The organism is Marinifilum sp., assembly GCF_965230805.1.
GTDB lineage: Bacteria > Bacteroidota > Bacteroidia > Bacteroidales > Marinifilaceae > Marinifilum.
This window is the reverse complement of sequence record NZ_OZ246019.1, coordinates 4,139,865-4,153,954: the sequence shown is the minus strand read 5'-3', so window position 1 is coordinate 4,153,954 and position 14,090 is coordinate 4,139,865. Positions and strand designations below refer to the sequence as shown.

Below are 14,090 nucleotides of genomic sequence, written 5' to 3'. Positions count from 1 at the left end.
ACCTATATTAATTGTTCTATTTTATTGATTTTTTAGATGCAATTAACAATTGGTGTTTAGAAAGAAATTTAATATTTCATTCGCTATTTTAAAACTTAATCGAAATAAAAATACAAAACAAACAATCGCTATGATAGATTACAAGACAGTTATAAAACAGGGGATTACATAATATGGCATTATACATGTCGATAGCATGTAATTCTTATTAATTTATACCTTTGCCCGCAATCGGGTTTGCGAGTTGATAAGCACATGACATAAATCAAAAATCAATGTCGAAATACAGATATTTTTTTCATATCGCCTATAAAGGCGGCAATTACAGAGGTTGGCAAAAGCAGATAAATGCATGCAGTGTGCAGGAAAGCATAGAGGATGTATTGAGCAAGTTTTTGAAGGAAAAAGTACATTGTATAGGTTGTGGCAGAACCGATGCGGGTGTTCATGCATCGCAATACTATTTTCATATTGATGTAAGTCACGAGATAAGCGAAAATCTTCTTTTTGCGATCAACCGGATGCTTCCTCCTGATATTTCGATATTTGATTTTAGTAGAGTTGATTCTAAAAATCATGCCCAGCACAGTGCCCTTAAGCGTACATACAACTATTTTATTCACACCTGCAAAAATCCATATTTAAACGATATCAGTTCGCTTTATTCTCTTGATTTGGATAGTAAAAAAATGCAGTTGGCTGCGCAACTTCTTGTTGGCGAAAAAGACTTTCGTGCTTTCTGCAAAACGCCCGATCGACACAATCATACCCTTTGTATAGTAAGCAAAGCACAGGTTTACAGGAGCTCGGATAATCAGTTTTTTAGATTCGAAATATCTGCCAATCGATTTTTGAAAGGAATGATCCGGATTATTGTGAATCAATTGCTCGAAATAGGACAAGGAAAACTAAGCATTGATGAGTTTAAGCATCAGCTAAACAAGCAAATTACTCCTTGTCCATTAAATTTGGCATATCCCCAGGGCTTGTATCTATCTGCAATTCATTATCCTTTTTTAGAATCAAAAAATCCAGCCAATAAGTGTGTTATGCTGGATTTAAAAGAGTGGATTAGCTCTGAACTAATTATTTAACTGGCATATTTCTCTAATTTTAAGTACAATTCTTCGGGATGAATGGGTTTGGTGACAAAATCATTCATTCCGGCTCCTATCACTTTGGCTCTAATCTCGTTAAAAGCCGATGCAGTAACGGCAATTATTGGTATTCTTTGGTATTTTTCCTCGTTCAATTGTCTGATATTTTTTGCTGCTTCGTAGCCATCCATTTCAGGCATTTGTAAATCCATTAATATCATATTATAATTTGATTGCTGAACTTTTTCCAAAGCAATTTTACCATTCTTGGCAACATCATAACTCACATTCCACTTTTTAAGGAATTGCTTTATAATTAAAACATTCATCGGATTATCTTCGGCCACCAAAACATGCATTCCTTTAATTTTATCGATGTTGCTCATAGTATCATCCACAAAACTCGCTTTTGGCTTCGACTTTATGCTCAATTTTAAATCGATATTCACAAAGAAAGAGGTTCCTTTTCTTGCTTGGCTTTCTACATTAATGTTACCGTTCATCAACTCTACCAATTTTCCGGTAATTGCAAGTCCTAAACCAGTTCCTCCATATAATCGGGTGGTGTTCGAATCGGCTTGCGAGAATGATTCAAAAATATGATCTTTCTTATCGGCAGGTATTCCAATTCCTGTATCCTGAATTGTGAATTGTATTTTTACTTTGTTATCGACATAACTCATAAAATCGGCTTTTAATTTAACAAAGCCTTTATCGGTAAATTTAAACGCATTGCCACATAAATTTGCAAGCACTTGTGCCAACCTTGTGGGATCTCCAATTAAATGAGCAGGAATTTTTGGATCTATTTCGAGCTTAAAGTCCAAATTCTTTTCTTTGGCTCTTATTTGAAAACCGGCAGCAACATTGTTAATAAAGTTTCTAAAGTTAAAATCGATACTTTCTAAATCTATTTTGCCAGCCTCAATTTTGCTAAAGTCTAAAATATCATTAATTAAAGCCAACAGATTATCGGCCGATAGTTTTAAAATATTTAGGTTGCTTAACTGATCTTCTCTCGGATCACTTTCTGATAACAAATGGGTAACTCCAATAACGGCATTCATAGGAGTGCGTATTTCGTGCGACATGGTAGAAAGGAACTGTGCCTTAGCTTTTGTAGCCTCCTCGGCTTTTTCTTTGGCAGTGATTAGCTCAGCCTCCACCCTTTTTCGTTCCGATAAATCGCTAAGGGCAACAAACATTACATTTCCCTCTGCCAACTGAACGGGGTTTAAACTTACCTCGACAGGAAATTCGCTGCCATCTTCTTTCATGTGTATCCAATCGAATTTTCTAAAGCCTTTTTCTTGCGCTTCACGAATTAATTCTTTGGTCTTATCGTATGATTTTGATCCATCGGGCTGAAAAACAGGAGAAAAATCTTGAACATATTTACCAACAAAATCATCCCTCTTTTGTACTCCGAACAATTCCAAACAAGCCTGATTACAATCAAGAAATCGAGCCTCTTTAATAATTAAATAGGCTACCGACGATTTCTCAAATATCAACCTAAATTTTTCGGCATTTAAGTTTTTCTCCACCTCAAGATTTTTGCGATCCGAAATGTCCTTTATAAAACCATAAACTCCTGTAGATTTACCATCTTTGTCTACAATTAATCTGCCTATAATCTCGCACCACTTGTAATTGCCCGATTTGGTGATAAAACGCAGCTCTAACTGACTGGCCTTTTCTTTGTGCTCAAGCAAATATTTAAGTTTAAGTTGGCTTTTTTCCACATCATCGGGGTGCATAAAATCAAAAGCACTTGTACCAAGGCTCGAGCTCAAATCAAAACCCGTAAGATTTGTCCATGCCGTATTTAGATAGGCCCATTCCCCTTGAACCGTGGCCTGAAAAATAACTTCATCAATATTATCCACTATCAATTCAAGCCTGGAACTTGTTGTTTCTATCTCCTTACTTTTTGATTCTATTCTTTTTTTGAGTTCAGTATTTGCATTGTACAACTCCTGCGAACTTTTTTCAAGAATATTTTCGATGTGTTTGATATCAGAATCAAAATCAAGGTATGCATTGTTGATTACCCCAAGAAATTCCTTAAACCTTTCTTGATCTTCATCTGATAAAAACTTTCTTATTTGTCTTTTTAATAATCTATGCATCACTCTATTTTTCTGAGATTGTGGTTATGGCCATGGTCTGATTATGCAGCATACAAGGCATGTTTTTGCGGAAAGGAGATATTTCTCCATAAGAGTAAAAACCGGTAATACACACATCATTACCTATAACATCAGATACAGCCTCAACCTCTTCTTCGGCAAGCTGCTTTAGCACCTGTTTACGCCCCGTACAACTTATTAGAAAGGCCAATTCAGCCTTGTTTTTGGGCAGTAATTTGCTTGCAGTAATCGCCGCATCCTCAGCTCCGTTTATTAGTCGATCAACATTCGATTTCATGAGCTTTACATACGAACCTTCGGGAACATTACCTGCAAATACCAAGGACTGATCTTCTTCGTTTATAGCTATAACACTACGAACAACGGGCTCTTGTAAACTGTTTTCTCTTACACTTAAGGGATACAATAAACCCGAAGCAGGCAATTGCTCTGCCATGTCGCCTAAAAAATGTTTGTAATATTTAAGTGCAGGTATTCCATCTAATTCGTACAAAATATTGGCTTTCGACTTTGTTACCATTCTTTCCAATCCAAAGCTATCATAGCCCCCGCCCGAACCATAGCCTACCTTAACGCAATCGCCGTAAAACCCTAAAGCAGCAATACAATTTTTAACCGCTTTGCCATGCTTATTAAACACCACTGTTTCTTTAAAATGAATCCCATCTGCGGCCATACCACCAGTAATGTTAACTTCTTTAGGCAATTCATCATCTAAAGTATAAACCAAGTCGGCTCCATTAATATTTAAGCCGTCGGATAAAATAAAAATATGTTTTAATCCCTTTTTTTCGAACTTTTTCAGAAGACTTGTCCCAAGCTGATGATCATCAACCTGATTGTCAATTACGATGGATTCCATTTGCACCTTGGAACATTCCAATTCAACAGCTGTTAAAATAATGCTGTTTTCAATAACCTCAATTCCGGAAATTTCGCCTGAGGATGAACAACCAAACAATTTTACCGAGCCAAATGTTTCAAGCAACAATTGCGATAAATGTTCATCAACCAACAACTCTCTCGAGCCAAAAAGGAATATTAAGTTTGGATTTATCTTGATATTTTTAACCAGCTTAAACTCTTCCTTTGTCTTTAAAACAAGTTTTTCAATTTTCATTTACCAATGTATAAGTAGTAGTCGTTTACTTCTGTTTTTTACTAATAATGCATTATTAGTCATTCGTCAACCTTTTATTACGATTCACAACATATAGTGTTACATAATTGAAGTAGTTTTTTAGATTTTATGCTTATTTTTGAGCTTTTTAAATTTACAATCGACGAATTGTATATAATCTTTGCACTATTTATTCGTTGATTACTAAATACCAACTATTTAATTGAATATGGTAAAATCAAAAAAAACAAATGGCAAGAAGTCTGCCAGCCGAAAAAATGTTTCAAAAAAACGCAAATCCCAAAAGAGAAGTTTTAAATTCTATGTAATTCGTTTTTGCATACTATCGCTTGCTCTTGCTATTCTTTCTTTAGGATTACTCTTTTCTGCTGTATACCTTGGTTTTTTGGGGAAATTACCAGATTATTATACACTCCGAAATATTAAGAATGCCGATGCTTCGGAAATCTTTTCGGAAGATGGTGCCATTTTAGGCAGGGTTTATTCCGAAAACAGAACCAATGTTAATTTTAAGGATATATCGCCTAATGTTATTAACTCACTTATTGCTACAGAGGATGTAAGATTTTATGAGCATCAAGGTGTAGATCAAAGAAGCATGCTGCGTGTGTTGGTAAAATCTTTGATTATGGGCGATAGAAGTTCGGGCGGAGGAAGTACATTAAGTCAACAATTGGCTAAAAACCTTTATCCGCGAAAGCGCTATGGTGCATTAACAATGCCCGTTAATAAAATTAAGGAAGTGATAACGGCTTCGCGATTAGAAAAAATTTACTCGAAAAAGGAAATTCTGCAGCTATATTTAAATACCGTATCGTTCGGAGAGAATATTTATGGCATAGAGAGTGCTTCTCGTCAATTTTTTAGTAAAGCGGCTTCAAAGCTAAAAACACATGAATGTGCAGTTTTAATTGGAATGCTGAAAGCGCCGACCTATTATAATCCAAGATTGCACCCCGAAAGATCAAAGCAAAGAAGAAATGTGGTATTGAATCAGATGGCTAAATACGATTACATTTCTGATACCAAAGCAGATCAACTTAAAAAATTACCCTTGGGCTTACAATACAACAACCAAGCTAATAGGCTTGGTCTGGCTCCTTACTTAAGAGAAAAAATTAGAATTGAAGCCAACCGCATTCTTAAAAATTACCCTAAGGGTGATGGTACATACTATGACATCTACAAGGATGGATTAAAAATTACAACGAGCATCGACTCCAAGTTGCAAGCTTACGCGGAACAGTCGGTTGGCGAACATCTAAAACAATTGCAAAATTTGTTTTACAAGCATTGGGGAAATTCTAAACCTTGGGACAATAAAAAGGATATTTTAACAGATGCCAAACACCGATCTGCCCGATACAAGAAGCTAATAAAGGCAGGAAAAACAGAACAGGAAATCAACAAAATCTTCAAAAAAAAGGTAGATATGAAGATCTTCACCTGGTCGGGCGAAAAAAATGTAAACATGTCTCCCAACGATTCTATCAAGCACTACGTTCAGTTATTAAATACCGGATTTTTAGCTATGGAACCGCAATCGGGGAAAATTAAAGCCTGGGTGGGTGGAATCGATTTTAACCATTTTAAATACGATCATGTTACTGCAAAAAGACAGGTTGGTTCTATTTTTAAACCAGTAGTATTTTCGGCAGCCTTGGAAGAAGGTATATCGCCTTATGATTTTTTTCCAAACGAAAGAAAGGTATACGAAGAATACGATAATTGGTCTCCGCGAAATGCCGACAACATGTACGAAGGAAGCTACAGCATGGAAGGAGCCCTGGCCGAATCGGTAAACACCATTGCAGTAGATGTATTGTTGCAAACCGGAATTAGGGATGCCATCGTTCTGGCCGAAGAGATGGGAGTTGAAAGCAATTTACCAAAGGTTCCTTCTTTGGCATTGGGTACGGCAAATATTTCTCTACTTGAAATGATACAGGTGTATGCAACATTGGCAAACAGAGGCGTTCATGTTGATCCGTACTACCTGATAAAAATTGAGGATAAAAAAGGAAACTTAATAGCTGATTTATCAAAAAACAAGACCAAACACAGGTTTGTAATGTCTCCTCAAAATGCCGATATCATCAATCATATGCTTCAGGCTGTTGTAAATAATGGAACTGGAAAAAGTTTGAGAAATCTATATGCTCTTGAAGGAGATTTGGCAGGAAAAACGGGAACTACCAATTCGCAGGCTGATGGTTGGTATATTGGTTATAACTCAAGTTTAGTTGCAGGTGCATGGGTTGGAGCCGATGATATGCGAGTTCATTTTCGATCCTTAACATTGGGCCAGGGCTCAAGCATGGCGCTACCAATATATGGCAAATTCATGAAGAAACTGAGCAGGAACAGAAAATTTACTAACTACAGTTTTGCAAGCATAAGCAAACCAGATGATGAGATTCTAGCTCAACTCAACATTCCTCATTACCTGCCCAAAGATTCAGGATTTTTCCAAAATATATTTGGCGTTAAAGCAAGAGATCGTGATAAACTGATGGAACGCAAAGTAAAAAGAGAAAAACGCAGAGCAGAGAAAAAATCCATTTATCAACGAATTAAAAATATTTTCAGAAAGAAGAAAGATTAGCCCACCGGGTTTAATACTTGCTTGATATATGCTAAGACTGGAATAATTAAAGCCCCCATGGCAGTTGGAACTGATTTTGAATTAGAAATCCCTCAAATTCCATTAATAATTTGAGGGATTTTATGCCAAAGCTTGGCCACTATTTTTAATCGAAAATCATCTTAATACTTTAAAAAGTTGGCTAGCATTTGCTGTTTAATGGCCTTCGCATAAATATTCTTTTCACTTCTGTTTTTGCTTTTAATTTCACGAACTAAAGATTTAAACTGTGGATTAGGAGCATACTTTTGTATTGTAGCAAGCTTCCTATCCAGAACATCCCTATCGTGCCAATCTCCCAGAGTCGACTCGGTTTCCTTAATAATCTTATACTCACGCTCAATCTCATCGGAACTTTCCAATACGAGCAATAACTGCAACAAATACTTTATAATCTTTAGGAACTTTCGAATATCATGATAATACTCTTCTCCACTCGATGAAGCCCACAATTTGTATATCAGATCAAGCTCATCAAGAATAATTTTATCTGCCTTTTCTCTTAGGCTTGGAATCGAAATTTTTTCTAGTTCCTGATACAGTTTTTCTATTCTTTCCTGAAATTTATCCGGCTTGAACTCAACCAACGCCAGGACAAATTCATTGGAAACACTTTCTAAATTTTCTTCAAGTATATCTGCTACATCATCTTGATGATTTAGATTATACTGCAACACCAATTTTTTGCATACCTGAATGGTTCTTAAACGACCTGAATATTTAAATACAGGACGCAACTGCTTTAACAACTTTCCAATTTCAACAGTGTCTATATTCAAGGCATCTAACAAGAAAAGCAGACTGCGCATATTTTTGATATCAATGCGTAACTTGTGTACATTCTCTTCTTTAAGATTTTTAGCATCCGTTAAATGCGGTAAAAATCTATCAAATCTTTCTTTGTAAAACGTATTTAATTTATTCATAACAATATAGTTATCCCCTATAATTTGTTTGCAAGATACATAAAATCAAAAAATTAGTAAAATCATTTTTAAAAAATATATTCTGTTTACTCTATAAATAATAAAAAAAAGGTCATCTAAAACAGATGACCTCATTATAACTATAAACCTTCGATGCTATAATATTTTTTTAATTGGAGTGATCCTCATCCTCCTCCTTTTCATCTTTTAATCTTCCTGCCTCTTTTAGTGCTTTATTAAGAATCCATTCTAGTTGTCCATTCGTACTCCGAAATTCATCAACCGCCCATTTTTCGAGCTTTTTAAAGGTCTCGGGACTTAAACGCAGAACAAATGATTTTTTTTTAGTCATATTCAATTTATTATTGATACAAGCTTCCTGTGTTCAATACTGGTGTTTCATCTTTATCTGAACAAAGTACAACCATTAAGTTACTCACCATGGTAGCTTTCTTTTCTTCGTCCAAATCAACAATATCCTTATCTACAAGTTCTTCCAATGCCATTTCAACCATGCTAACTGCGCCTTCAACAATTTTGTAACGTGCAGCAACTACTGCGGTTGCTTGCTGACGACGCAACATAGCTCCTGCAATTTCCGAAGCATATGCCAAATAATTGATTCTGGCTTCCATGACCTCTATTCCCGCTATTGCCAATCTTTCAGTCAATTCTTGCTCCAACAATTCACTCACCTCATCTCCTCCAGACCTTAAGGTAATCTCGGCCTGTTCATCTTCAAAATTATCGTAAGGGTATGCTCCTGCCATGTGGCGAATTGCCGCTTCCGATTGAATAGACACAAAATGTTCATAATCATTCACATCAAAAGCTGCTTTATAGGTATCCTTAACTCTCCAAACCAAAACAACACCAATCATTACCGGGTTACCTATTTTGTCGTTCACCTTAAGTGGCTCGCTATCCAAATTTCTGGCTCGTAAAGATATCTTCTTTTTTGTAAACAGAGGATTTACCCAGAAAAATCCATTACTCAATATAGTACCCTTATATGCACCAAAAAGAACCAATACGCTTGATTGGTTTGGGTTTACCACTGTAAATCCAGGAATGCATATCACAAATAGTAAAAAGAGAAGTACAAAAATTGGATTTTTTAGGAAAATGAGACCTAATATCCCACCTAATACTAGGAATAGACATACGAATACCATTGCAAATCCTGAAATTGCTAAAAAGCTACGTTCTTGTTTCATAATTAAATTGTTTTGATATCATTTTAATATCAATTTACAACTTATTTTTAAACTAACAATACGAGATTGATAAACTTCCCATATTTTATCAGAATTACAATTAAACAAGTCTCATCCTTTTGTCCTTACGAGCGTATTCACTCTTAAATAACGTGAGTTCGCCGTAAAATTCGTTCACAGTTTGATCTGATTTTGAGTAGAAATTTTCTCAAATTTTCGAAGGAATATCGGGATATTTCAAGAAGATTTGAGGAAATTTATGCCGAAAGCAGGCAAACACACAATGGAAAGTTCTCTTTACGGCATCTTCACATTAAAAATTCCTCAAAATAGCACGCTATTCTTTCCAAATTTTTAATGCAAATCTATCCCAAATATAATTTTCTGTGGATAGAATTTTACGTCGAACTCACGTTAAATAATAATGCCATACCTAAGCCTATGCCGCTATGTTTTTGCCATTACTAAAAACAACTTATGACTCATCTTACAATAAAACTGGCAGTATACAGGAATCGCAATAACCCGAAATTGATAAAAAATACAGGCTAAACTAATTCTTTTGAATGCTAAAAAAATCGGAACGATGTTCGCTCCGATTTTGATTAATTCAACATTAACTCCCTTATATCCGGGATTTTTAGGTCAACATTCACAGTTGACCGATGAAATGTTTTGATTTGTTCGACAATTTCACCAGATGCCTTCTGTTTTAATTCGTCAAGAATCTTATAAAAGTCCAAAGAGTCTAATAAATTTAAATCTGAGATTCCATCTAAAAGAACAAGTACCTCGTCAGGTGAAAATAAAACATCGCTTTGTAAGAAAGAGTAAATTTCATTCATAGGCATTATTTGCAAAATTATTTATCTCTTAAACGAGCATAAACATGATTTAGTATATCGAACACAAAAAAGAGGCTGTACAAAAAAGTAATTCTCTGGATTTAATTATAAATTCAGTTTTCCTTGCCTTACAAGCTAACTGAATTTCAACAACTTCCCTAAAAGGAATTTAAGAGGAAAATTCATTGAATGCTCTGAAAACTTACTTTTTGTACGGCCTCCTACTAAAATAAAAAACTACTGAAAAGTCAAACTCATATTCCGCTCTTCGATAATCTTTCTCATATTAATTAAAGCATATCGCATTCTGCCTAAAGCAGTGTTAATACTAACATCTGTCTGGTCAGCAATATCTTTAAAACTTAAGCCTTTATAATGTCTTAAAATAACAACTTCACGTTGGTCGGGAGGAAGCTCCTGAACCAAATCTCTTATATCTTCATGAATTTGATCACGAATAAGGTCATCTTCACAATTACCCTCAGAGAATTTATTGGTATTAAAAATATCCAATTCATAATCATCCTTCGAGAATGTGTTATTCTGCTTTTCTCGCCTAAAATGATCAATAATAAGATTGTGGGCAATTCGTAATACCCAGGCAATAAATTTGCCGTTGTCTTGATACTTGCCTAAACGCAAAGATCGGATCACCTTAATAAAAGTGTCCTGAAAAATGTCCTCGGTAAGCTGATGATTTTTTACGATCAGATAGATATAGGTATAAATTCTATCCTTATGACGATTGATTAAGATATCAATACAATCATGATTACCATCGATATACTGCTTCACGAGATCATAATCGGTAGGATTTTTTTGTCTCAACTTCACAACTATTTATTTATTAAACAGCGTAAAATGTTCTCTATAAGCAGTATCTCCTTTTGTTTGGGTTTATTAATTTTGTAACGGTATGCAATAAACTAATTTTTCCTGAGATTTGAAAATCTTTAGAAGTTAAATAACTTTGGAAATTCGTTTTGAAGATATAAATTAAACTCCATTTTGGAGCAGATAAAAAACAAATGACAAAGAAATTTTCGGAAGATTTTATTCATATAAAAGGAGCAAGAGTTCACAATTTAAAGAACATCGATTTAAAGATTCCACGCAATCAATTCATCGTAATTACAGGGCTTTCCGGTTCGGGAAAATCATCGCTTGCTTTCGATACCCTATATGCAGAAGGACAGAGAAGATATGTGGAAAGTTTATCAGCTTATGCACGGCAATTTCTGGGAAGAATCGATAAACCTGAAGTTGATTTTATTAAAGGAATACCACCTGCTATAGCCATTGAGCAAAAGGTGAATACCCGAAATCCAAGATCCACTGTAGGAACTTCAACTGAAATTTATGACTACTTAAAGCTTCTTTTTGCAAGAATTGGGAAAACCTATTCACCTGTTTCCAATAAGTTGGTTAAGCGTCATACCATTACCGATGTTGTAAATTTCATTTTACAGCAAAAGGAAGACCTGCCTGTAATAATTCTGGCAGAAATGCTTAATGGTAGCAGGAGCAAAAAAGAACAATTGGAAATTTTGTCGAAGCAAGGCTTTTCTCGAATCGAAATTGATGGAAAAATTCACAAAATATTTGAGGCCTTAGAAGCTCCTGAAATTATTCCAGCCGACAAGTCAATCCACATTGTAATCGATCGAATTCGTGTTTCGTCTGACGAAGATAGTCAGAACAGAATGGCCGACTCTTTGCAAACTGCATTTTATGAAGGGAAAGGTGAATGTTTGCTGTTATTTGATGGAGAAGTACATCGATTCTCAAATCGCTTCGAAGCAGATGGAATAGTGTTTGAAGAGCCTAATGTTCACACTTTCAGCTTTAACAACCCAGTGGGAGCCTGTCCAAAATGCGAAGGTTTCGGAAAGATAATTGGCATTGATGAAGATCTGGTGATTCCCAACAAAACCATGAGCATATACGATGATGCTGTGATATGCTGGAAAAGTGAAAAAATGCAGGAATGGAAAAACCAGTTGATCTATGCAGCCGATAAATTTAATTTTCCCATTCATCGACCTTATTTTGAATTAAGCGATGAACAAAAAAACTTGCTTTGGACAGGAAACCGTCATTTTAAAGGCTTAAACGCATTTTTTAAATACCTTGAATCGAAACAATACAAGATTCAATATCGGGTGATGCTATCGAGATATCGTGGCAAAACAACCTGTCCCGATTGTCGTGGAACCCGATTAAAGAAAGAAGCCGGCTACATTAAAATTGCTGATAAAAATATACAGGATTTGGTTCTAATGCCCATTTTGGAACTCAACAAATTCTTTCAGGAGTTGGTTCTAAGCAAATCCGAAAAACAAATTGCCAAAAGACTTTTAATTGACATTCGAAAAAGATTACAATTCCTTTCCGATGTCGGTTTGGGTTATCTTACTTTAAATCGATTATCGAGTAGCTTATCGGGTGGTGAATCACAGCGAATTAACTTGGCAACCTCATTAGGTAGTAGCCTGGTAGGCTCATTATATATTCTTGATGAACCAAGTATTGGTCTTCATTCACGAGATACCAGCCTATTGATTAAAGTATTAAAGCAACTTCGAGATCTTGGCAATACGGTGATTGTGGTTGAGCATGACGAAGATATTATTCTTGCGGCAGATCATGTTATCGATATTGGTCCGCATGCGGGAAGACTTGGAGGTGAAGTGATATTCCAAGGAAATCTGGATGAGTTGAATAAATCCAACTCAAGTTTAACTGCTCAATACATTTCGCAGGAAAAGAATATTCCTGTTCCAACAAAGAGAAAGAAATGGAACAATTTTATAGAAATTATAGGCGCAAGGGAAAATAACCTGAAAGGCTTGGATGTTAAGTTTCCACTCAATGTGATGTCTGTGATTACAGGTGTTAGTGGCTCAGGAAAATCTTCATTGGTAAAAACAATACTTTACCCAGCTCTAAAGAAACACTATGGTGGATATTCTGACAAGAGTGGGCATTTCGATCTTCTCAAAGGTGACTTGCAAATGTTGAAGAATATAGAGTTTGTGGATCAAAACCCAATTGGTAAATCTTCCCGATCGAACCCGGTTACCTACTTGAAGGCTTATGATGAAATCAGAAAGCTTTTTGCTGATCAGAAAGCATCGCAGTATGCGGGTTTTAAAGCATCTCATTTCTCATTTAATATTGATGGCGGAAGATGTGATGAGTGCAAGGGAGAGGGAATTATAAAAGTTGAGATGCAGTTTATGGCTGACATTTACTTGCAATGTGAAACTTGTAAAGGCAGAAGGTTTAAAGATGACATCCTAGATATTCGATACAATGGTAAAAACATCCATGACATATTGGAAATGACAGTGAACGAAGCCACCAATTTCTTTAGTGTTTCCAAAGGAAGTATAGAAAAGAAAATCACCCAGCGTTTAAGGCCATTAGTAGATGTTGGATTGGGGTATATTAAACTGGGGCAGTCTTCGAGCACATTAAGTGGTGGGGAAAGCCAAAGGGTAAAACTGGCTTCTTTTCTCGCCAAAGAGAAAGCAGAGCCATGTTTGTTTATTTTTGATGAACCAACAACCGGGCTTCATTTTCATGATATCCATAAATTAATGGATGCATTTAATGCCTTAATTTCGAGAGGTCACACCCTGATCATTATTGAGCACAATATGGAAATAATCAAAAGTGCCGACTGGCTCATTGATCTGGGACCTGAAGGCGGCAGCAATGGAGGAGAAATTATTTTTGAAGGAACACCTGAAGATGCTGTGAAATGCAAACAATCTTATACTGGCAAATACCTTAAAGAAAAAATAGAAGCTTAAAGACTTCTTTCAATTTGGAATCTTTTTAACATCAGTTCAAATTGCATTGAGAAATTAAAAAAAATAGCTCCTGAGGTAATTATTCTGTATAAATAGATTTTGTAAGAAGCTTTAATTGATTATCGTAGAACATCACTTTTACGATTTCTATTTGGATGAATTGGATTATTTTGATCTTATGGCTTTCATCTGGCGAATGGAAAAAATTATAAACAGATAAATCTTAGATTATATTTAGAATTCTGAGTT

The 14,090-nt window shown here is 35.5% G+C and carries 10 protein-coding genes; 3 read left to right on the top strand and 7 right to left on the bottom strand.

Going from position 1 to position 14,090, the window contains the following annotated elements:
* Positions 1-275: 275 nt before the first annotated feature.
* A complete protein-coding gene (gene truA, locus ACO05S_RS16130) occupies positions 276-1,094 on the top strand; it encodes a tRNA pseudouridine(38-40) synthase TruA (protein WP_421919043.1) in 819 nt (272 codons plus the stop codon).
* On the opposite strand, the gene ACO05S_RS16125 is transcribed toward truA, so the two are convergent.
* The gene (locus ACO05S_RS16125; protein WP_421919042.1) at positions 1,091-3,229 is read right to left on the bottom strand and encodes a PAS domain S-box protein; all 2,139 of its coding nucleotides are present in this window, start codon (positions 3,227-3,229) and stop codon (positions 1,091-1,093) included. The genes truA and ACO05S_RS16125 overlap by 4 nt on opposite strands.
* 4 nt (positions 3,230-3,233) lie before the next feature.
* Positions 3,234-4,370, bottom strand: coding sequence for an FIST signal transduction protein (locus tag ACO05S_RS16120; RefSeq protein ID WP_421919041.1), 1,137 nt, complete (start codon positions 4,368-4,370; stop codon positions 3,234-3,236).
* Between the two features lie 229 nt (positions 4,371-4,599).
* On the opposite strand from ACO05S_RS16120, the gene ACO05S_RS16115 reads away from it, so the two are divergent.
* A complete protein-coding gene (locus ACO05S_RS16115; protein WP_421919040.1) occupies positions 4,600-6,996 on the top strand; it encodes a penicillin-binding protein 1A in 2,397 nt (798 codons plus the stop codon).
* A gap of 161 nt (positions 6,997-7,157) precedes the next feature.
* On the opposite strand, the gene ACO05S_RS16110 is transcribed toward ACO05S_RS16115, so the two are convergent.
* The 5 genes from ACO05S_RS16110 to ACO05S_RS16090 form a co-directional block, all read right to left on the bottom strand.
* A complete protein-coding gene (locus ACO05S_RS16110) occupies positions 7,158-7,961 on the bottom strand; it encodes a CHAD domain-containing protein (protein WP_421919039.1) in 804 nt (267 codons plus the stop codon).
* Positions 7,962-8,130: 169 nt separating this feature from the next.
* Positions 8,131-8,313, bottom strand: coding sequence for an Arc family DNA-binding protein (locus ACO05S_RS16105; RefSeq protein WP_421919038.1), 183 nt, complete (start codon positions 8,311-8,313; stop codon positions 8,131-8,133).
* A 10-nt stretch (positions 8,314-8,323) separates the two neighbouring features.
* On the bottom strand, positions 8,324-9,178 hold the full coding sequence (locus ACO05S_RS16100; protein WP_421919037.1) for an SPFH domain-containing protein: 855 nt from the start codon (positions 9,176-9,178) through the stop codon (positions 8,324-8,326).
* A gap of 605 nt (positions 9,179-9,783) precedes the next feature.
* A complete protein-coding gene (locus ACO05S_RS16095; protein ID WP_421919036.1) occupies positions 9,784-10,023 on the bottom strand; it encodes a hypothetical protein in 240 nt (79 codons plus the stop codon).
* A gap of 237 nt (positions 10,024-10,260) precedes the next feature.
* Positions 10,261-10,857: an RNA polymerase sigma factor gene (locus tag ACO05S_RS16090; protein WP_421919035.1), complete on the bottom strand. Its 597-nt coding sequence runs from the start codon at positions 10,855-10,857 to the stop codon at positions 10,261-10,263.
* Between the two features lie 194 nt (positions 10,858-11,051).
* Between ACO05S_RS16090 and uvrA the strand changes: the two genes are divergently transcribed.
* Positions 11,052-13,841 (top strand): excinuclease ABC subunit UvrA, encoded by a 2,790-nt coding sequence (uvrA, locus tag ACO05S_RS16085; protein ID WP_421919034.1) that lies wholly within the window; start codon positions 11,052-11,054, stop codon positions 13,839-13,841.
* Positions 13,842-14,090: the final 249 nt, after the last annotated feature.

Bases quoted from the DNA above. Each gene is read 5' to 3' on its own strand.
- truA (WP_421919043.1), top strand. From the start codon at position 276: ATGTCGAAATACAGATATTTTTTTCATATCGCCTATAAAGGCGGCAAT.
- ACO05S_RS16095 (WP_421919036.1), bottom strand. From the start codon at position 10,023: ATGAATGAAATTTACTCTTTCTTACAAAGCGATGTTTTATTTTCACCT.
- ACO05S_RS16110 (WP_421919039.1), bottom strand. From the start codon at position 7,961: ATGAATAAATTAAATACGTTTTACAAAGAAAGATTTGATAGATTTTTA.
- ACO05S_RS16125 (WP_421919042.1), bottom strand. From the start codon at position 3,229: ATGCATAGATTATTAAAAAGACAAATAAGAAAGTTTTTATCAGATGAA.
- ACO05S_RS16100 (WP_421919037.1), bottom strand. From the start codon at position 9,178: ATGAAACAAGAACGTAGCTTTTTAGCAATTTCAGGATTTGCAATGGTA.
- uvrA (WP_421919034.1), top strand. From the start codon at position 11,052: ATGACAAAGAAATTTTCGGAAGATTTTATTCATATAAAAGGAGCAAGA.
- ACO05S_RS16105 (WP_421919038.1), bottom strand. From the start codon at position 8,313: ATGACTAAAAAAAAATCATTTGTTCTGCGTTTAAGTCCCGAGACCTTT.
- ACO05S_RS16120 (WP_421919041.1), bottom strand. From the start codon at position 4,370: ATGAAAATTGAAAAACTTGTTTTAAAGACAAAGGAAGAGTTTAAGCTG.
- ACO05S_RS16115 (WP_421919040.1), top strand. From the start codon at position 4,600: ATGGTAAAATCAAAAAAAACAAATGGCAAGAAGTCTGCCAGCCGAAAA.